This is a genomic window from Flavicella sediminum (assembly GCF_006381105.1).
Taxonomy (GTDB): Bacteria; Bacteroidota; Bacteroidia; order Flavobacteriales; family Flavobacteriaceae; genus Flavicella; species Flavicella sediminum.
On sequence record NZ_VDET01000002.1, the window covers coordinates 487,653 to 508,584 of the forward strand.

General features: G+C 35.2%; 20 protein-coding genes. 3 read left to right on the top strand and 17 right to left on the bottom strand.

The features are described 5' to 3' along the window. Position 1: 1 nt before the first annotated feature. Genes ftsA through mraZ form a run of 12 tightly spaced genes read right to left on the bottom strand, consistent with a single transcriptional unit; the run spans position 2 to position 13,481 of the window. Positions 2 to 1,351, bottom strand: coding sequence for a cell division protein FtsA (gene ftsA, locus FGM02_RS02620; RefSeq protein WP_139956665.1), 1,350 nt, complete (start codon positions 1,349 to 1,351; stop codon positions 2 to 4). A gap of 3 nt (positions 1,352 to 1,354) precedes the next feature. Then, positions 1,355 to 2,077, bottom strand: coding sequence for a cell division protein FtsQ/DivIB (locus tag FGM02_RS02625; RefSeq protein WP_139956667.1), 723 nt, complete (start codon positions 2,075 to 2,077; stop codon positions 1,355 to 1,357). Beyond that, positions 2,074 to 3,429, bottom strand: a complete 1,356-nt coding sequence (gene murC, locus FGM02_RS02630; RefSeq protein ID WP_139956669.1) for a UDP-N-acetylmuramate--L-alanine ligase — start codon at positions 3,427 to 3,429, stop codon at positions 2,074 to 2,076. The genes FGM02_RS02625 and murC overlap by 4 nt, the downstream gene beginning before the upstream one ends. Then, entirely contained in the window at positions 3,426 to 4,526 is a 1,101-nt protein-coding gene (gene murG, locus FGM02_RS02635) for an undecaprenyldiphospho-muramoylpentapeptide beta-N-acetylglucosaminyltransferase (RefSeq protein WP_139956671.1), read from the bottom strand. Before murG ends, murC begins: the two co-directional genes overlap by 4 nt. Positions 4,527 to 4,537: 11 nt before the next feature. Next, entirely contained in the window at positions 4,538 to 5,737 is a 1,200-nt protein-coding gene (locus tag FGM02_RS02640) for an FtsW/RodA/SpoVE family cell cycle protein (protein ID WP_139956673.1), read from the bottom strand. A 24-nt stretch (positions 5,738 to 5,761) separates the two neighbouring features. Beyond that, positions 5,762 to 7,096, bottom strand: a complete 1,335-nt coding sequence (gene murD / locus FGM02_RS02645; protein ID WP_139956675.1) for a UDP-N-acetylmuramoyl-L-alanine--D-glutamate ligase — start codon at positions 7,094 to 7,096, stop codon at positions 5,762 to 5,764. Between the two features lie 7 nt (positions 7,097 to 7,103). Then, positions 7,104 to 8,333 (bottom strand): phospho-N-acetylmuramoyl-pentapeptide-transferase, encoded by a 1,230-nt coding sequence (gene mraY / locus FGM02_RS02650; protein ID WP_139956677.1) that lies wholly within the window; start codon positions 8,331 to 8,333, stop codon positions 7,104 to 7,106. Between the two features lie 22 nt (positions 8,334 to 8,355). After that, positions 8,356 to 9,819, bottom strand: a complete 1,464-nt coding sequence (locus tag FGM02_RS02655) for a UDP-N-acetylmuramoyl-L-alanyl-D-glutamate--2,6-diaminopimelate ligase (RefSeq protein ID WP_139956679.1) — start codon at positions 9,817 to 9,819, stop codon at positions 8,356 to 8,358. Continuing rightward, positions 9,819 to 11,738, bottom strand: coding sequence for a penicillin-binding protein (locus FGM02_RS02660; RefSeq protein ID WP_139957742.1), 1,920 nt, complete (start codon positions 11,736 to 11,738; stop codon positions 9,819 to 9,821). Before FGM02_RS02660 ends, FGM02_RS02655 begins: the two co-directional genes overlap by 1 nt. A gap of 55 nt (positions 11,739 to 11,793) precedes the next feature. Then, positions 11,794 to 12,108, bottom strand: a complete 315-nt coding sequence (locus FGM02_RS02665) for an FtsL-like putative cell division protein (protein ID WP_139956681.1) — start codon at positions 12,106 to 12,108, stop codon at positions 11,794 to 11,796. A 4-nt stretch (positions 12,109 to 12,112) separates the two neighbouring features. Beyond that, on the bottom strand, positions 12,113 to 13,021 hold the full coding sequence (gene rsmH / locus FGM02_RS02670) for a 16S rRNA (cytosine(1402)-N(4))-methyltransferase RsmH (RefSeq protein ID WP_139956683.1): 909 nt from the start codon (positions 13,019 to 13,021) through the stop codon (positions 12,113 to 12,115). After that, the gene (gene mraZ, locus FGM02_RS02675; protein WP_139956685.1) at positions 13,005 to 13,481 is read right to left on the bottom strand and encodes a division/cell wall cluster transcriptional repressor MraZ; all 477 of its coding nucleotides are present in this window, start codon (positions 13,479 to 13,481) and stop codon (positions 13,005 to 13,007) included. Before mraZ ends, rsmH begins: the two co-directional genes overlap by 17 nt. Before the next feature lie 224 nt (positions 13,482 to 13,705). Between mraZ and FGM02_RS02680 the strand changes: the two genes are divergently transcribed. From FGM02_RS02680 to FGM02_RS02690, 3 genes are all read left to right on the top strand, one after another. Beyond that, complete coding sequence (locus FGM02_RS02680; protein ID WP_139956687.1) at positions 13,706 to 14,470, top strand: alpha/beta fold hydrolase; 765 nt, start codon at positions 13,706 to 13,708, stop codon at positions 14,468 to 14,470. 68 nt (positions 14,471 to 14,538) lie between these two features. Then, positions 14,539 to 15,156, top strand: coding sequence for a ribosome biogenesis GTP-binding protein YihA/YsxC (gene yihA, locus FGM02_RS02685; RefSeq protein WP_139956689.1), 618 nt, complete (start codon positions 14,539 to 14,541; stop codon positions 15,154 to 15,156). Between the two features lie 256 nt (positions 15,157 to 15,412). Then, a complete protein-coding gene (locus FGM02_RS02690; RefSeq protein WP_139956691.1) occupies positions 15,413 to 16,096 on the top strand; it encodes an RluA family pseudouridine synthase in 684 nt (227 codons plus the stop codon). Here FGM02_RS02690 and FGM02_RS02695 read toward each other — a convergent pair. The 5 genes from FGM02_RS02695 to ilvN form a co-directional block, all read right to left on the bottom strand. After that, complete coding sequence (locus FGM02_RS02695; protein WP_139956693.1) at positions 16,093 to 16,791, bottom strand: DUF2490 domain-containing protein; 699 nt, start codon at positions 16,789 to 16,791, stop codon at positions 16,093 to 16,095. The genes FGM02_RS02690 and FGM02_RS02695 overlap by 4 nt on opposite strands. 323 nt (positions 16,792 to 17,114) lie before the next feature. Further along, positions 17,115 to 18,356, bottom strand: coding sequence for a threonine ammonia-lyase IlvA (gene ilvA, locus FGM02_RS02700; RefSeq protein WP_139956695.1), 1,242 nt, complete (start codon positions 18,354 to 18,356; stop codon positions 17,115 to 17,117). Beyond that, positions 18,353 to 18,655, bottom strand: coding sequence for a DUF1330 domain-containing protein (locus FGM02_RS02705; protein ID WP_139956697.1), 303 nt, complete (start codon positions 18,653 to 18,655; stop codon positions 18,353 to 18,355). The genes ilvA and FGM02_RS02705 overlap by 4 nt, the downstream gene beginning before the upstream one ends. 86 nt (positions 18,656 to 18,741) lie before the next feature. Next, on the bottom strand, positions 18,742 to 20,214 hold the full coding sequence (ilvC, locus tag FGM02_RS02710; RefSeq protein WP_139956699.1) for a ketol-acid reductoisomerase: 1,473 nt from the start codon (positions 20,212 to 20,214) through the stop codon (positions 18,742 to 18,744). A 202-nt stretch (positions 20,215 to 20,416) separates the two neighbouring features. Further along, positions 20,417 to 20,932: an acetolactate synthase small subunit gene (ilvN, locus tag FGM02_RS02715; RefSeq protein ID WP_139956701.1), complete on the bottom strand. Its 516-nt coding sequence runs from the start codon at positions 20,930 to 20,932 to the stop codon at positions 20,417 to 20,419.

Genomic DNA, 20,932 nt, shown 5'->3' on the forward strand with positions numbered 1-20,932 from the left:
TTTATTCTGCATTATCTAAAAACTCTCTGAATCGTTCTGAAAACTTTTCAAATATGGATTTTTTAGATACTATTTTCTTTGGCGCTTCTTCCACTACAGGTTCTGGTGTTTCAATAGGGTCAGCATTATCTACCTCTTCTATTATTTCCTCTTCTTGAACCTCTGTAGATTCCAACTTTTCTAACTTCTCTTGCTTCGCCAAACCTTCCATTAACAAACCAACTGCGGTTGCAAAAGAGGGACTGCTTAAACTTTCATCAGAACCACCTGCTAAATGTTCATTTGGATAGCCAATTCGGGTATCCATACCTGTAATATATTCTACCAATTGTTTTAAATGTTTTACCTGAGCTCCTCCTCCGGTTAAAACAATTCCTGCAATTAATTTTCCTTTTTGTGTTTCGTGACCGTAATTTTTAATTTCCAAATAAACTTGCTCTACAATTTCTGTTATTCTGGCATGAATAATTTTAGACAAGTTTTTTAAGGTAATTTCTTTCGGTTCTCTACCTCTTAATCCTGGTATAGAAACAATTTCATTTTCTTTATTTTCTCCTGGCCAAGCCGAACCAAATTTTACTTTTAACAACTCTGCTTGTTTTTCTATAATAGAACAACCTTCTTTGATATCTTCTGTAATGACATTTCCTCCAAAAGGAATTACCGCTGTATGGCGAATAATTCCATCTTTAAAAATGGCCAAATCAGTTGTTCCACCACCAATATCTAACAAAGCAACTCCGGCTTCTTTTTCTTCCTGACTTAAAACCGCAGAAGCAGAAGCTAAAGGTTCCAAAGTGATTTCAGACAAATCTAACCCCGCACTTTTTACGCAACGTCCAATATTTTTAATAGAAGAAACCTGACCTACCACCACATGAAAATTCGCCTCTAAACGACCTCCATACATTCCGATGGTTTCTTTGATGTGTTCTTGACTGTCTACTTTAAAATCTTGTGGCAATACATGAATAATCTCTTCACCAGGCAACATCACTAATTTGTGTACTTGGTTGATCAAATTGTCAATGTCTCCTTCATCAATAACTTTATCAGCATCTTCCCTAGTGATATAATCGCTGTGGTGCAAACTTCTTATATGCTGACCTGCAATTCCTACAACAACCTCTTTAATTTCAAAGCCAGAAACACTTTCGGCTTCTTCTACAGCTTGTTGAATGGATTGTATGGTTTGGGTAATATTATTTACAACTCCGCGCTTAACTCCTAAGCTTTTCGCTTTCCCAATTCCTAAAACTTCAATTTTACCATACTCATTTTTACAACCAATCATGGCTACGATTTTCGTCGTTCCGATGTCTAATCCAACTGAGATATTCCTTGTTTCCATAAGTTAATCCTTTGTGCACACAACTTGGTTGTTGTATTTTAAATTAATCGTTTTATAATTTTCTATATCCTTGTCTTGAATTGCCTTATTATAAAAAGCCTCCAATTTTTTAAATTTTGTATTCAAATCAACAATTTTACCCAATTGTATGTGTTGATCGAACAATCTTGTCTGCAAAACATACTCGCTCGTGGAATATTTATGAATTCCAACAATCAAATTTGTTAAGAACTCATTTCCATTTATTTTTTTCACCAAAGAAAAAACAGCAGGTATATCTTGTTCGGTAACGGCACCAGAAACCAGTAAAACTCTAGCGGAATAATTAGTTGACAAAGGCATTTTAAGTCCTTGCTTGTCAATATAATAAACCTCCGACCCAGTGTTTACTCTAGCTACAGGTGTTCGTTGTGTAATTAGGGCTTTGATAGAACCATCAATAGTCATATAAACCTTGGTATGTTCTACTAGTGAATTTTCATTCACCCTATTTTCAAATTCATGTAAATTTATTAAGGATTTCGGCTCGTTTTCCACACGACCCACTTTTTGTATTAACAATTTATTAACCATTTCATGAGACAAGAATAAATTGTCGCCATTCGAAAATTCGACGATAGGCGCAAGTACTTTTCGCTGATCATTTCGCTTTGTTGTAAATCCATACAAAAAAACGACCAACAGCAGTAAAACGATACTTTTCATAAAGACAATATTCTCTTTCATACCTTATTTTCTACTTTTAGTAATTCTTTAGAAACCTCTTCAATTAAAACACCAATATCACCTGCACCCAGCATTACCACAACTTTCGATTCCGTAGTTTTCACAGCAGCTAACACCTCTTCCTTTAGCAACAATTGTTTCTTTTTAATGGTAATTTTACCGAGTAACCATTCAGAATTCACTCCTGGAATTGGCAATTCTCGTGCGGGATAGATATCCAACAAGAGCACTTCATCAAAACGCGACAAACTGCTTGCAAAATCTTCTATAAAATCTTTTGTCCGACTAAATAAATGGGGTTGAAAAACGACTAATACTTTTTCATTCGGATACATTTCATGCACTGCATCGGCAACTGCATTTATTTCTGTTGGATGATGTGCATAATCATCAATCAATACAAAATTTTCTGATTTAATTTTATATGAAAAACGTCGTTTCACCCCTTTAAAAGTGGCCAATGCATTTCCTATTTCTAGCAAAGAAGCTCCATACTGATCGGCCATTGCAACAGCTGCCAAAGCATTGGCTAAATTATGTTTCCCTGGTAAGTTAAAACGAACACCACTTAATGTTTCTGTAGGTGTTTTTATATCAAACACATAAGCTCCCTTCTGTATTGTAACATTTGAAATTTGATAATCTGCTTCCTCTCCAACCGCATAGGTCAACCCTCTTAACGGAAGTCCTTTAGCTACAATCAAAGTACCTGACACGAGACCTGCAAACTCTTTAAAAGTCGACTCTAAAGCTTCTTTTTCGCCATAAATATCCAAATGATCCGCATCCATAGAAGTCACACACGCAATGTTTGGTGAAAGCCTTAAAAAAGAGCGATCAAACTCATCTGCTTCTACTACGGTAACTTTATCTTCTCCTAAAATCAGATTGGAATTGTAATTTTCTGTAATCCCACCTAAAAAAGAAGTCGCCCCCGTTCCGCACTCCTTCATAATATGCCCTAAAATTGAAGAAGTGGTTGTTTTTCCATGCGTACCTGCAACTCCTAAACAAAAGGTATTGCGTGTAATTTCACCTAAAACCTGTGCTCTTTTTAAGGTTAGAATTTGATTGTCAAAAAAGAAATTTAATTCCTGATGATCTTTAGGAACTGCAGGAGTATACACCACTAAAGTATGCGCTTCCTCTTTAAAAGTAGAAGGAATTTTTGCTACAGAATCTTCAAAATGAATACTTGCTCCTAAAAGAGAAAGCTCCTTGGTAATTTCCGTCGGAACTTTATCATACCCAGCAACTTCTTTTCCATTCTCACAAAAGTAGCGTGCAATAGCAGACATACCGATTCCTCCGATACCAATAAAATAAACCCTATGTATATCCTTTAAATTCAAATCTTCTCTTTTAATAAATTCTCTATTTGGTCCACAATATCTTTAGTTGCATTTGGAAGTGCTAATTTTTTAATATTTTCCGACAACAAACTTTGCTGCTCTTTATCTTTAAGTAAATTCGACATCACCTGATCAAATCCGTCCAATTCCGATTCTTTAAGTAAAACAGCGGCCTTTTCTTTTACAATAGACAAGGCGTTTTTTGTTTGATGATCTTCAGAAACATTTGGCGAAGGAATAAAAACAGTCGGCTTACCAACAATACACAATTCAGAAATTGAACTAGCTCCAGCACGACTGATAATAATATCAGCAGCTGCATAAGCCAAGTCCATTCTGTTAAGATATTCATGCACTTGAACCCCTGCTTCCTGATCAAACTTTTGATACGTATCTATATAGAATTTACCACATTGCCAAACGACTTGTACATTTTGCGATTTTAAAAAATCCAATTCCTTTTCTATCAATTGATTTATTGACCTTGCTCCTAAACTACCACCTAAAACCAAAATTGTTTTCTTGGCACTATCCAAACCAAAAAACTCAAGTGCTTCTACTCTTTTGGAAGCCACATTTAACAAATCTTGACGAACAGGATTTCCTGTTTTTATAATTTTCTCTTTTGGAAAAAACCGTTCCAAATGATCGTAAGCCACACAAATAGCATTTGCTTTTTTTGACAATAATTTGTTGGTAATACCAGGATACGAATTTTGTTCTTGTATAAGGGTAGGAATATTTTTTTGACCTGCGATGTATAAAACCGGACCACTTGCAAATCCACCTGTTCCAATAACAATGTCAGGTTTAAATTCCTTAACGATTTTTCTAGATTTCCAAAGACTGCTTATCAGCTTAAAAGGAAATGACAAATTATCTAAGGTCAATTTTCTTTGCACACCAGAAATCCAAAGTCCGATTATGCGATAGCCAGCACTGGGCACTTTTTCCATTTCCATACGACCTTTTGCCCCCACAAAAAGAAAATTCGCATTTGGAAAACGCGCTTTCAATTCATTAGCTACAGATAAGGCTGGATAGATATGACCACCTGTTCCACCTCCACTTAATAATATGTTTAGTTCCTTTTTGATAATTTAATTTTCTATTCGTTAATTGTTTCGTGTAAAATCGATAATGGATCTTCACTTTCCACTTCTAATTCTTCTTCTGTAACATCATTGGCTGAAGAAACGCTTAACACAATTCCCAAAGCAAAACACGTCATCCATATAGAGGTACCTCCACTACTTATTAAGGGAAGTGTTTGTCCTGTAACAGGCAATATATTGGTGGCAACCGCCATATTTATCAAAGCTTGACAAATAATTGGCAAGCCCACACCTATGACTAATAAAGTCCCGAAAACGGTCCCTGCTTTTTTTGCTGCGACTAAAATTCGGAATAATAACAAGAAATAGAACGACAAGACCACTGAAGCCCCTACCAAACCATACTCCTCTATAATAATGGCAAAAATAAAATCGGAAGACGACTGCGGCAAGAAATTTTTCTGGTTACTTTTTCCAGGACCTCTACCTGTAAGTCCGCCCGTTGCAATGGCTATTTTTGCTTTTTCAACCTGATAACCTTCTTCGGCATCCTTATCAGAAAAGCTTTCAATTCTGCTTTGCCAAGTATTTACCCTATTAGGCATGGCATCAGGAAAGGCTTTCACCATCAATACAAAAATTCCTAAAATCACAATTCCGGAACCTATAATAACGAGGATGTACTTCCAAGGATACCCCCCTATAAAAGTCAGAATTAGAATCATTAAAAAAATCAGGGCAGTGGTAGAAAAGTTAGCAGGCAAAATCAACATTAAGGTAATTGCTATAGGCAACCACAACTGAATCAAACTTTCCTTAAATACAATTACCTGATCTTTTTTACGAGCCAAATACCTAGCAACATAAACCATTAAAACTAAGGAAGCCAAGGTGGACGTTTGAAAACCAACACCTAGCACAGGTACTCGAATCCATCTACTTGCATTTGCACCGCCAATAGTTGAACCTTGAGACAAAGTAAATACCAGCAATACCAACACCACAGGAAACAACAACACCGAACCTCCACTAAAATAGCGGTAAGGAATTTTATGAATCCCAAACATTATGGCAAACCCCATAGCTAACAACACAGCATGCTTCACCAAATGCCCCATTGTAGAACCATTTCCTACAACATACACCAAATTTGTACTTGCGCTATACACAGGCATAAATGAAAACACAGCCAAAATTGCCACGAGGGCCCAAATAGCTCTATCTCCTTGAATATGTTTAAATAGTTCGTTCATTTACTTACTCTAATTTATTGGTGCTTACAAATGTCTAACTGCATTTTTAAACTGTCTACCTCTATCTTCGTAGCTTTCAAACAAATCGAAACTTGCACAGGCTGGCGACAACAGTACTGTATCTCCTTTTGATGATAACTTATAGGCCACTTTAACAGCTTCCTCTGCACCTTGTGTTTCAATAATCGTATCCACAACACCTCCAAAAGATTGAATAATTTTTGAATTATCAACTCCCAAACAAATAATTGCTTTCACTTTCTCTCTAACCAATGGCATTAAATCCAAATAGTCATTTCCTTTATCTACCCCTCCTAAAATCCACACCGTTGGTGCTTCCATACATTCCAAAGCATAAAAAGTTGCATTTACATTGGTTGCCTTTGAATCATTGATATAATCAACACCATTGATGCGCAATACTTTTTCCAAACGATGTTCAGCTCCTTCAAAATCCTCCAAACTTTCTTTAATCACCTGCCTTCTCGCTTTCATCATCTGGGCTGCCAAAGAAGAAGCCATTGCGTTTTTGGTATTGTGCTTTCCTTTTATAGAGATTTTAGAAATATCCATAGTTACAGTTTCTTTATTTAGTTTCATTTGTATTTTATCTTTTACAACACAGGCTCCTTGTTCTATTTCTTTTTCTAAAGAAAAAGGAATCAATTGTGCTTTTACTTTGTTTTTATTTAACCAATTTGTTATTGCGCTATCATCAGCGTCATAAATCAAATAGTCCTTTTCTGTTTGATTTTTTGTAATCAAAAATTTTGATTCAATATAGTTTTCGAATTGATACTCATATCGATCCAAATGATCGGGTGTTATATTCGTAATCATTGCAATATGTGGGGCAAAATTTTCAATTCCATCTAACTGAAAACTACTCAACTCCAACACATAACTATCGTGATTTTCTGTTGCCACTTGTTGCGCAAAACTCTGCCCAATATTCCCTGCCATACTGACGTTAAACCCCGCCTTTTTTAAAATATGATGCGTTAACATTGTGGTCGTGGTCTTGCCATTGGACCCTGTAATTCCAATAATTGTCGCTTTTGTATACGCCGCTGCAAATTCAATTTCTGAAACCACAGAAACCCCTTGTTCTCTTAACTGAACCACCAAAGGCACCGTATCGGGAATACCCGGACTTTTCATCACCACATCGGCATTCAGAATTTTCTCAGCCGTATGTTTGGCAGACTCAAATTGAATGGCATTATTTTCAAGAACTCTTTGGTACTCTTTTTTAATCAATCCTTTATCTGACACAAAAACATCAAAGCCTTGCTGCTTTCCTAAAATGGCCGTACCCACACCACTTTCTCCTCCGCCAAGTATCACTAATCTTTTCATTTGACAACTATCTTAATTTCAATGTAATTACAGATATGGCTGCTAGTAAAATTCCCACAATTAAAAACCTTGCTACAATTTTACTTTCATGGTAACCAGATTTTTGATAATGGTGATGCAAAGGCGCCATTTTAAAAATTCTTCTTCCTTCTCCATACCTTTTGCGGGTATATTTAAAATAAAACACTTGTAACACAACTGATAAATTCTCAATCATAAAAATCCCAGCCAAAACAGGAATCAATAATTCCTTACGTGTAGCCACCGCAATTACAGCTATAATTCCACCAATAGTTAAACTCCCCGTATCTCCCATAAAAACCTGTGCTGGAAATGTATTGTACCATAAAAAACCGACCAAGGCACCCGCAAAAGCACTGATATAGATTACCATTTCACCAGAATTAGGAATATACATGACATCCAAATAATCTGCAAAAATGATATTCCCAGAAACCCAAGCAAAAACACCGAGGGTAGCAACAATAATTACGGAACTACCAGCTGCCAAGCCATCAATTCCGTCGGTAAGATTGGCACCATTTGAAACCGCTGTAACAATAAAAACAACAACCGGAATAAAGATCAACCAAGCCCAACTTCTATAATCTTCACCCAACCAACTAATAGCCTTGAAGTAATCAAATTCATTATTTTTTATAAATGGCATCGTAGTTTTCACTGTTTTATGCGCTTCCCCAAAAAGCTTAGGCACTCCATTTTCCGTATTTCTTTCCACTTGATGCGTAGGCAATTGTTCCTTCATGGTAACCTCAGGATGAAAAAACAACATTCCCCCTACAATTACCCCCAAACCAACTTGACCTAAGACTTTAAATTTCCCTTTTAGTCCCGCCTTGTCTTTTTTAAATACTTTTATATAATCATCAATAAAACCGACGGTTCCCATCCACAGCGTGGTAATCAACAAAATAACGATGTAAATATTATCAAGCTTTGCCAATAACAAAACCGGCAACAAAGTAGCTCCAATAATAATCAGACCTCCCATGGTTGGTGTCCCTTGTTTTTGCACTTGCCCTTCTAATCCCAAATCACGAACTGACTCACCAATTTGCATGCTTCTTAAATAATCGATAATTCTTTTTCCAAAAACTGTAGAAATAGCCAATGCCATAATAAAAGCAACAGATGAGCGAAACGAGATGTATTGAAACAAACCTGCTCCTGCCAAATTGTATTGATTTTCTAAGTAATCAAATAAATAGTACAACATTGTATTCGTTATTATTTTGGGGTTATTTTTCTAATTCTTTTAATACTTCTTCCAACACTTCTTTATCATCAAAGTGTGTTTTTACTCCTTTTGTGTCTTGATAGGTTTCATGCCCTTTTCCAGCAACTAATAAAATATCTCCTGACTCTGCCATTCGACAAGCCGTTTTTATCGCCTGTTTTCTATCAAGAATTGACAAGGTTTTTTTTAAATGCTCTTTTGAAACACCTGATTCTATTTGGTCTATTATAGATTGAGGATCTTCAAATCGTGGATTGTCAGACGTAAAAATCACCTGATCACTCAACGTAGAAGCCACTTGCCCCATTTTAGAACGCTTTACCTTATCTCGATCTCCACCACAACCCATAACAGTAATTACTTTTTCTTTCCCAGTACGAACTCCTTCAATCGTTTCCAAAACATTTTTTATAGCGTCTGGTGTATGCGCATAATCAACTATGGTAACAATTCCTTCGCTAGAGATTTTATATTCAAAACGACCATTTACACTCTCTAACTGACTCATTAGCAACAAAGCCTCATTAGACTCCATTCCTAACAATTCCGCTACTCCAAAAATGGCCAACAAATTATAGGCATTAAAATCACCAATCAATCGACACCAAACTTCTTGAGAATTGATATTTAACAACATTCCCGACAAGCCTTTTTCCAAAATACGCGCTTTATAGTCGGCCATGGTTTTTAAGGCATAGGTCACTTTTTTTGCTTTTGTATTCTGAAGCATAATGCGTCCATTTTTATCATCGCTATTTACCAGGGCAAAAGCCTCTTTTGAAAGCGAATCGAAAAACAGTTTTTTCACATCTCTATACTCTGCAAATGTCTTGTGATAATCTAAATGATCATGTGTTAAATTGGTAAACACACCCCCATCAAAATCTAAGCCTTCTGTCCTTTTTTGATGAATTCCATGCGAACTCACTTCCATAAAACAGTGTGTTACATCTTCTGCTAGCATTTTAGCTAAATAACTATTTATCGTAACTGAATCTGGGGTGGTATGCGTAGCAGGAAAATCATTAGTTCCTACTTTTATTTTAACTGTCGACAACAAGCCCGATTTTAACCCAGATTTCTGAAACAAATCGTATAACAAAGTAGCAACCGTAGTTTTTCCATTGGTTCCGGTTACTCCAACTAATTTTAATTTTGAAGAAGGATTGTCGTAATAATTAGAAGCCATTAAAGCCAAAGCCAAATCGCTATCTACCACTTGCACATAAGCAATTTCTTCCTTTAGTACAGAAGGTAATTCTTGGCAAACAATAACAACAGCACCTAATTCAATTGCTTTTTCAATAAAAGCATGCCCATCAAAAGACACTCCTTTTTGAGCCACAAAAAGACTTCCTTCAGAAATTTTCCTAGAGTCAAAAATAATATCTTTCACCCATTCAGAAGTCCCGTCGCTTAAACTAAGGATGGCTACATTTTTTAGTATGTCTTTTAATTTCTTCATTAGCTCAGCTTCAAAATAATGGTAGCACCTTTTGTAATTCTTTCTCCTTTCCGGATTGATTGTGACTTTACAGTTCCAATTCCTTCATACTGCACTTTCAATCCTAAATTTTCCAAAACAGAAATGGCATCCATACCGGCCATACCTCTAACATTCGGCATAGTTTTAATTTCTGAATTCACTACTTTATAATACTCCTCAACATCTTCGTTTAACAATTTTATTTGCGGTAAGGAATTTGTCACTTGTCTTTTTATCGCCGCCGAAGCATACATTTTTTCCGCAATGGTTTTAAACACCGGTGCCGCCACTGTAGCCCCATAATAGCCTTTCTTTTTATCAGGATTATGCACAACAACTAAACAAGAATATTTCGGTTCATCTGCCGGAAAAAAACCTGCAAAAGAAGCCACATAAGCCTGATTCGAATACACACCATTCACCACCTTTTTAGCCGTTCCTGTTTTTCCTGCCATAGAAAAATTAGGAGTATAAATATTATCTGCAGTTCCTTTGATTACTACATTTTCCAACACTCTTCTTAATTTCTTTATTGTTTCTTGAGAAGCAATTCTTTCTTTTAAAACAACCGGCTCAAAAACTTGATCAATTTTCCCTTCTGTTCGCAAAGCTTTTACAAACTGAGGTTTTACCATTTTCCCATCGTTCGCAATGGCGTTGTAAAAAGTAATAATCTGTAAGGGCGTTAAAGACACTCCATAACCCCAGGCCATCCATTCTAATGAAATACCGTTCCAACGTTTTTTATCTTTTGGGCTAGGTATATAAGGCAAACCTTCTCCTTTTATTCTCAAGCCCAATTTAGAACCTAGTCCCAAATTATTAATTGCATCCACAAACTTTTGCGGATTCTTATCGTAGTGCTCTTGAATTATTTTCACAATTCCAACGTTTGAAGAAACCTCAATTACACGAGCTGCAGAAATTTTCCCATAGCCACCATGATGAGAATCTTCTACTTTTTTTCTATGAATAAAAATTCGACCTTTTTCAGTATCTACAATAGTTCCTGTATCAATCACTTTATCTTCTAAAGCCACTAATAAGCTAGCCACTTTAAAGGTAGAACCAGGCTCATGCGATTCTCCAACCGCATAATTCAACCTTTCGTAATATTTACCGCTTGAAGTGCGACCCAAATTTGAAATCGCTTTTACAGCACCCGTTTTTGTTTCCATAACAATAACACAACCATGATCAGCATCAAAATCTTCTAATTGTTTTAAAAGTGCATGATGTGCAATATCCTGAACATTTATATCCAATGTTGTAATTACATCACTTCCATCCCTTGGCTCAACTTCATTATTATCATTAATAGGTTTCCATTGATTGTTGGCTATTTTCTGCTTCATTCGCCAACCCAAACTCCCTTTCAAATAATCAGCATACGCACCTTCAATCCCAACATTTCCATGCCCTATAGTTCGCTCCGCAATTTTACCTATCGGATGCGCTCTTACAGTTCTTTGCTCCGTAATAAACCCACCTCTATTTGCTCCTAATCTAAAAATTGGAAAACTTTTCACTTTCAAATAATCCATATACCCTAGATTTCTAGCAATAAGAAGGTACCTGTTTTTATTTCGTCGAGCTTTTCTAAAGTAAGCTTGGTATTCAGAGACAGGCTTGCCAAACATTTTTGACATCTCTTCGGAAAGTGCTCGGATATTTTTTTCGAACACCGCATTCTTCACAGTAACAACATCCATACGAATGGTGTATTTTGACATAGAAGTGGCTAATAAATTTCCATCTTCAGAAACCACATTTCCTCGATTAGAAAAAATAGTATCGTTTCTAACGGTTCGGTTTTCAGAAAGACTTCGATATTTCTCTCCTTCTATATATTGAATACGGGTAATTTTAATAAAAATAACTAGCAGAAAAAGCGTCATCAAACCGACAACTACTGACAGTCTGTTTAATATGCTTTTTTGTTCTGTTTTCAATTTAGTTATATTTTGAAGTTACTTTTATTTTTGTTGGTGGTGTTTTTGACGAACCTAAACCCTCACCTTTTACTTTTTCTCTAACACTAGATTCCATTTTCATACGAGTTAAAATAGTACCAGAGTCTATATACAATGCCTTGAGCATCTTCATTTCTTTATTCATTTTTGCTATTTGCATGACTTTCTGATCGGCATTATGCGAACTCGTTATCATACACAACAACAGAAAAACAACGAACAAAATAATCCGCCAGTTTTTAAACGCCCCTTCATCGGTTAAAAAACCACCTTTTAAAAGTTTGTAAAACTTCATTTTTCTATTTTTTCACTTTTAATGTCGCAATTCGAAGCTTTGCACTTCTTGCTCGGTTATTTAATTTTATTTCCTCTCTTGTTGGAATAATCATTTTACCAACACTTTTAAGAGGAACATCTATATTTCCATAAAAATCTTTCTCTGGCTCCCCTTCAAACAATCCATTTTTAATAAATCGCTTCACCAATCTGTCTTCAAGCGAATGGTAAGAAATGACACTTAACCTACCATCCACATCCAACAACTCAGGGGTTTGTAGCAAAAATTCTTTCAAAACCTCGAGCTCTTGATTCACCTCGATTCTTACTGCTTGAAAAATCTGCGCTAATATTTTATGTTCTTTCGCTTTCGGCAAAAACTGCTGCAACACTTCTTTCAACCTAAAACTAGTCACTATCTTTTCTATTTTTCTTTCTTCCCCTATTTTAGCAGCAAGTGCACGAGCATTTCTTAATTCACCATAATGAAACAAAATATCACTCAAACGCTCTTCACTGTAGGTATTTATAACTTGGTAGGCAGACAACTCATCCTTCTTATTCATTCTCATATCCAAGTCTGCATCAAAACGAGTAGAAAAACCACGTTCAGCTTCATTGAATTGATGAGAAGACACCCCTAGATCTCCAAGAATACCATTCACTTTTTTCACACCATAAAAACGTAAAAAACGTGAGATATATCTAAAATTTTCTTGAATCAAAGTAAATCTAGAATCATCAATAATATTTCTTTGCGCATCAGGGTCTTGATCGAAAGCAAACAACCTTCCATTTTCTCCAAGTCGACTCAAAATCTCTTTTGAATGACCTCCACCTCCGAAAGTCACATCTACATACACTCCATCAGGAATGATATTTAATGCATCCACACTTTCTTTTAATAACACCGGATTATGATACTCCTCCATCGCCTTCAATATTTATTGTTCCCATTACCTCTTCAGCCAAATCAGCAAAATCAACTGTAGCTTCATCAATCGCCGCTTCATACTTCTCTTTATCCCAAATTTCCAAAATATTTACCGAAGAAGACAAAACAACCTCCTTGGTAATTCCTGAAAATGCTAGCAAATCTTTAGGAATTAACAAGCGACCGGACGCATCCAACTCGACTAATTTAACTCCAGCAGTAAATCTCCTTATAAAATCATTGTTCTTTTTTACAAATCGATTTAAGCTATTTACTTGCTTCATCATTGCATTCCACTCTTTCATGGGATACAGCTCTAAACACGGTTGAAAAACAGCACGTTTTAAAACGAAACCTTCATGCAGAACAGGATCCAACTGCTTTTTTAAAGCAGATGAAAGCATCATTCTACCTTTAGAATCTGCTTTGCACTCATATGTTCCAATTAATCCTTCCAACTTCTAAACCTGTATTTAAGGGTCAAAAATACTATTTTTTAGCCACTTTTTACCACTTTACCCCACATTGTTGATAAGTTTCACACAATCCCACATAAAACCTAGAGAACTCAAAATCCGACAATTAAAAAAGCTCCTTAACATTATTTTATCTAAATCCTTAGAAATGGTTTTTTACAAAAAAAAGATTACATTTGTCAATTGTTAAAAAACTGATTTTTAAAATGGTCGAAAACCTAATTACTAAAGGAGAATTCACATACAAAGAGGGCGGAGAAGGAAAACCAATGATCTTATTGCATGGATTAATGGGGACTGCTAGTATGTTTGATGACGTCTTTACCTATTTCTCAAGTAACGGATACAAAGTATTTGTACCTGAGTTACCTATATATAGCTTACCATTACTTAAAACTAATGTGAAGCACTTTTCGTTATTTATAAAAAAATTCATAGCGCATAATAACTTAGACAGTGTTGTTTTGATTGGAAATTCACTAGGCGGTCACATCGCTTTGTATTTAGCCAAACACCATCCTGAACTAATAGACTCTTTAGTACTTACCGGAAGTTCTGGTTTGTATGAAAACGCAATGGGTGACAGTTATCCAAAACGTGGCGATAGAGAATATTTACGTCAAAAAACAGAATCTGTGTTTTACGACCCTAAGCACGCAACTCCAGAAATGCTTGACAACTTATACGATATTGTTAACGACAGAGGAAGCGTACTAAGAATTTTATCTCTTGCCAAAAGTGCGATTAGACATAATATGGCGAAGGACCTTCCTGAAATTAACATACCTACTTGTTTGGTATGGGGAAGACAAGACAGTGTTACACCACCCGAGGTTGCTGTTGATTTTGATCGACTAATGCCTAATTCAGAATTATTTTGGATTGAAAAATGCGGTCACTCTCCAATGAAAGAACATCCGGAAACCTTCAACGAAATTGTTCATACTTGGTTTAAAAAGAACAATATTTAAAAACATACCTAACAGGATTTAGATTTTCTAAATCCTGTTGTTTTATAACCTTATTTACACTCAAAATCATGCAAATAAAAAGAGCAGTTTTTGAAATCAGCAATTCAGACGTAAGCAAATGTCCTAAAGAACGTATTCCAGAATATGCCTTTATCGGAAGATCTAACGTCGGAAAATCGTCATTGATTAACATGCTGACCAATCAAAAAAAATTGGCAAAAACCTCGGGAACCCCAGGAAAAACCCAATTAATAAATCATTTTAGAATCAATGACAATTGGTTTTTAGTAGATTTACCTGGTTATGGTTATGCACGAGTTTCGAAAAAAGTAAAACGAACTTTCCAATCGTTTATAAAAAATTATTTCTCACAACGCGAACAACTAATTTGCTCCTTTGTTTTGATTGATTCTCGCCATGAGCCACAAAGAATAGATATGGATTTCATGCAATTTCTAGGAGAGAATCAAATTCCGTTTTGCATTATTTTCACAAAAGCAGACAAACTCTCACCTACTGTTTTAAAAAGAAACATAGCCACTTATAAAGAAAAGTTATTGGCAGATTCATGGGATATTTTCCCTGATTATTTTGTGACTTCTTCTACATCACATGAAGGAAGAGACCAACTACTAGCTTTTATTGGAAAGATAAACGAAGATTTGAGAAAATCAAGTAATGAGTAATTAAATATACTGTTGGAAAAGTGAAAAATGAAAACTGAAAAGTGTAAAGTGAAAAGTGAAAAGTGAAAAGTGAAAAGTGAATATTAAAGAAAATAACAAATAATCTACACCAACACAATTCACGACAAAATACTAGCTACCAAATTATGAAATTCACTGCTAACAAACTGTTCTCGATACATTTTTGTTTCATTGCATTTCACAAAAACACTCGAACTGATATAAATACTCGATACCCGACACCAACTACCATACTATGAGATCCACAGCTAAAAACCTAGACATTCTTTTTGAAGACAATCACCTGATTATCGTCAACAAAAGAACTGGAGATTTGGTTCAAGGAGACAAGACAGGGGATGCGCCTTTAAGCGATTTATTAAAAGCATACATCAAAGAAAAATACAACAAGCCCGGCAATGTTTATTTAGGCGTAGTTCATCGTTTAGACAGACCTACTACCGGCATTGTAATTTTTGCCAAGACATCAAAAGCTCTTGAAAGATTGAACAAAATGCTTCGAGAGAAAACCATTGACAAAACCTACTGGGCTGTGGTTAAAAACAAACCTTCACAAACCGAAGGAACGCTTATTAATTATCTTAGAAAAAACCCTAAAAACAACAAGGCGACCGTTTTTAATAAGGAAACAAACGATACTAAAAAAGCCATATTACATTACAAAACCCTTAAAACTCTAGACAATTATTACTTACTTGAAATAGATTTAGAAACAGGTAGACATCATCAAATTAGAGCACAACTCTCCAACATAAACTGCCCAATTAAAGGCGATTTAAAATACGGATTCAATCGCAGCAACAAAGATGCAGGAATTCATTTACACGCACGTAAAATTAGCTTTATTCATCCTGTTTTAAAAGAAAAATTGACCATTGAAGCTCCTACACCAAAAGATCCTATTTGGGACGCGTGCTAGAAGTTTTGATGTAGACTCACTTGCCATTGACTCTTCGTCCAAGTATTGGTTCTCTGCTTCATAACTCCCAATTGAATTTTCATCCCTTCTCTTAACACATAACCCACTGCGGAATATAGACGATTTCTATCAAAAAATTCTACTGTATATCCATTACCCGTATTTCGTTGCGCATTGATAAATAGCTCATTATAAAAAGATAAATACAGCGTCTTCTCCTCTATTTTAGTTGTATTCAACGGAATATTTAAAAACAAATTGTAGCGATAACGGCTTCTAAAATCCTGTCCTTCTACAAATCTTTGTTCGTATCGAAAACGATGATTCGTATACATGCGATTTCCGAATTTCACTGGAAACAATACTTCCTGATAGATTCTACTTTCTGAACTCTTCGCATTGGAATCTCCATAAGTACCCGATGTTATATTACCATAGCCCAATGTCAACTTCACATTTGCATTTTTAGGTCTGTATGTTACTCCACTTCGAATCAATAATTGTTCTAAATCTCCTCCAAGATCCCAATTACGATATTGAACATCTCCTTGCACCCCCCAGCGACTATCTTCAAACTTAGCATCAAAAAAATACATATACCATGCTCCTAACTTATCCTGATTGACTTGAGCACTTGTTAGCTTTGACCCTACTAAAAAAAACGTACATACTAGTAAAAAAAGACTTCTTTTCATTTATTATTATTTTTGATTGGCTTACAAATTAACGGTTTATGATTCAATTTTCCAACACAAAAAAAAGAAGTTCTGAGTAATACGAGCATCAAATCTTTAGACAACTACCATTTGCCAGAAAAAAATTTAAAAACTGTCAACCTTCACTAAATTAGAGCATAAATAACTCAATAAATGGAAAATTAAAATACGGTTTTAACAGTTGTAATAAAGAAAATGGAATACATTTACACACACGTAATATTAGCTATTCATCCTGTTTTAAAAGAAAACTTGACGATTCAAGCCCCTACAACTAAAGACCTTATTTAGAATACTTGCCACTAAACCAAAAACTGAAACAATTCAGGTTTGTCATTCAAATACTCTCCCAAAAACCCCTTTTCTTTCATTCGCGTAAGCAAAGGCTGAAAATCATTTTTATCTTTTAACTCCACACCAACTACGGCTGGACCTTTATCTCTATTGTTTTTCTTCGTGTATTCGAAATAAGCAATATCATCGTTTGGACCTAAAACATCTACTACAAATTCTTTTAACGCTCCTGCTCTTTGAGGAAAACGGATGATAAAATAATGCTTCAATCCTTCATACAATAAAGAACGCTCCTTCATTTCTTCCATTCGGGTAATATCATTATTACCACCACTAATCACACAAACAACATTTTTCCCTTTAACCTCTTCCTTATACAAATCTAAAGCTGCAACAGACAAGGCACCGGCAGGCTCCACCACCAAAGCATTCTCATTGTACACTTTTAAAATAGTAGAACAAACAGCCCCCTCAGACACCGTATTCGCCGCATAGAGCAACTCTTTGCAAATTTTAAAGGAAGTCTCACCCATTTTCTTAACAGCAGCCCCGTCTACAAATTTTTCAATATGGTCTAAAGCCGTATTAACACCATTTTTTAAAGAAGTATTTAAAGAAGGCGCACCTTCAGGCTCAATTCCTATGATTTTTGTATTGGGACTCAAAACTTGAAAAACACTGGTAACACCTGCTGCCAAACCACCACCACCTACAGGAATAAACAAATAATCTATCGCTTCTTTTGACTGATCGATAATTTCCAAACCAACCGTCCCTTGCCCTGCCATCACATCTAAATCATCAAAAGGATGCACAAAGGTTGCTTTTTTTTCTTGACAGTACAAAGCCGCAGCCTCATAACTAGCATCATACGTATCACCAACCAATACAATTTCAATATATTCTTGACCAAACATACGAACCTGTCCGATTTTTTGTTGCGGTGTTGTTGTTGGCATATAAACCACACCTTTCACCTTTAATTTCTGACAAGCCAAAGCTACTCCTTGAGCGTGATTTCCTGCACTAGCACAAACCACACCATTCTCAAGTTCTTTTTTATTCAGATTTTTAATTCTGTTATAAGCACCTCTTATTTTATAAGAACGAACTACTTGTAGATCTTCACGCTTAAAAGAAATTGTCGCTTGGTATTCCTTCGAATAATTCTCCATAAAATCCAAAGGTGTATTTAAAACCACTCCCTGGATATTCTTTTGTGCTTTTAACACATTTTCTATTTTTATCATAACTGCGTTTCTTTTACCAAAAAGCTTGTTTTTATAGCTTGTATTTTTAACTGCTCGAATGATTTTCTTTCCTCATCATTTACATAGTTTTTAAAATCTATATCTGACGGAAAAGTTAACAAATGAATTTCATAGGGTTTTTCATCGTTACTAAAAATATAGGCTTCCGATTTTGGTCTAACTCTATAAATCAACTCCCCGTTATACTTTTTCAACAATGGCAATACAAGGTTTTCATATTCTTGAAATATATGTTCTTTCCCTTCTTTTACAAATAAAAATGCGGTTATATAAAGCATAGCATACTATTTAATGAATCTAAAACAAAAAAAAGCCTGACAAACGAAAGAGTCTGTCAGGCTTTACTATGTAAAATGTATAAAACTTAAACGATTTTTTTCATTGCAGTCATTGACTCTCTTAAGAATTCACCAATTTCTTCAACTGGATGATTTCTAATTTCAGCATTGATTTCAATCAATTCTTTGTTGTCAACACCATTGTCACCATCGTTAAATGGACGACCTACTAAATTACTTGGTGCGTTTTTCACGTACTCAGCAATTAAAGGTTTTGCAGCATGGTCAAACAAATAACATCCGTACTCAGCAGTATCAGAAATTACTCTGTTCATTTCAAATAATTTCTTTCTTGCAATTGTATTTGCAATAAGTGGAGTTTCGTGTAAAGACTCGTAGTAAGCAGACTCATCAATAATTCCAGAATCAGTCATTGCTTCGAAAGCTAACTCAACACCAGCTTTTACCATAGCAACCATTAACACTCCATTATCAAAGTATTCTTGCTCAGAAATCTCAACATCTCCAGCAGGAGTTTTCTCGAAATTAGTTTCTCCAGTTGCAGCTCTCCAAGTCAATAAGTTTACATCATCATTTGCCCAGTCAGCCATCATTGTAGAAGAAAACTCTCCAGAAATGATATCATCCATATGCTTTTGAAACAAAGGACGCATGATATCTTTTAAATCTTCAGATGCTTTGAATGCAGCAACTTTAGCAGGATTAGACAATCTGTCCATCATGTTTGTGATACCACCATGCTTTAAAGCTTCAGTGATTGTTTCCCATCCGTATTGGATTAATTTAGAAGCATATCCAGCATCAACACCTTCAGCAACCATTTTATCGAAACATAAGATAGAACCTGTTTGTAACAATCCACAAAGAATTGTTTGCTCTCCCATTAAATCAGACTTTACTTCAGCAACAAAAGAAGAACGTAAAACACCAGCAGTATGACCACCAGTACCTACAGCATAAGCCTTTGCGTAATCCCATCCTTTTCCTTCTGGATCATTCTCAGGGTGAACAGCGATTAATGTAGGAACTCCAAATCCTCTTTTGAATTCTTCTCTAACCTCAGAACCCGGAGATTTAGGAGCCACCATAATTACAGTGATATCTTTTCTTACTTGCATTCCTTCTTCAACAATGTTGAATCCATGAGAATAAGACAAAGTAGCACCTTGTTTCATTAATGGCATAACTGCAGTTACAACAGCGGTGTGTTGTTTATCTGGAGTTAAGTTGATTAACAAATCAGCTGCAGGAATCATTTCTTCGTAAGTTCCAACTGCAAATCCATTTTCAACAGCATTTAAATAAGATTGTCTTTTTTCAGTAATTGCAGCTGGTCTTAATGTATAAGACACATCCAATCCTGAATCTTTCATGTTTAACCCTTGGTTTAACCCTTGAGCTCCACATCCAATAATAACTATTTTTTTACCTTTCAATGCTTCTACACCTCCATTGAATTCTGAACTATCCATGAATTCACATTGTCCCAATTGCTCTAATTGCTCACGTAAAGAAAGTGTGTTAAAATAATTTGCCATTTTTCTATTGTTTGTTAATTTATTTTTAAACTGATTTATTTAGTTAACAAGCCTTTAGCTAGACCAAACGCATCAATTCTCTTATTATTTTTTATTGCGTCTGCAAAAATATAAAATCCTTAGCTTATATCTTAATAATCTAAGGATTATCTCATAAAAAAAGCTAACAAGATGCAATATCTGTTAGCTTTTTTAATTGTTTTTACAAATTCTTAAGCTGTTCAGAAATTCTCATTTCTGTTTTAGAAACTGAAATTCTACCTGTTCTTACAAACTGCATAATTCCATAAGGCGCTAGCTCATCATACAATGCTTCTGTTTCTTTTCTAAAGCCTGTTTTTTCAATTACGAAAAACTTTGGGTTTACCGTAACAATTGTTGCATGACTCTTTTTGATAATATTTTGAATCTCTCTTTTCTCAAACAACAAACTTGATGCTATTTTATACAAAGCTGTTTCATGAAAAATAATCTCATCATCTCTATGATAATAGGCTTTAATAACTTCGATTTGTTTTTCAATTTGCCCTACCAATTTCTTTACAGAAACTTCGGTCATTCTAGCTACGATTGTAAATCTATGGACATTTTCAATTTCAGATTTTGAAACATTCAAACTCTCAATATTGATATGTCTTTTTAAGAAAATAGTCGCAATTCTATTCAACAACCCTGGGTTGTTTTCTGTATATACTGATATTGTAAATAATTCTTCCAT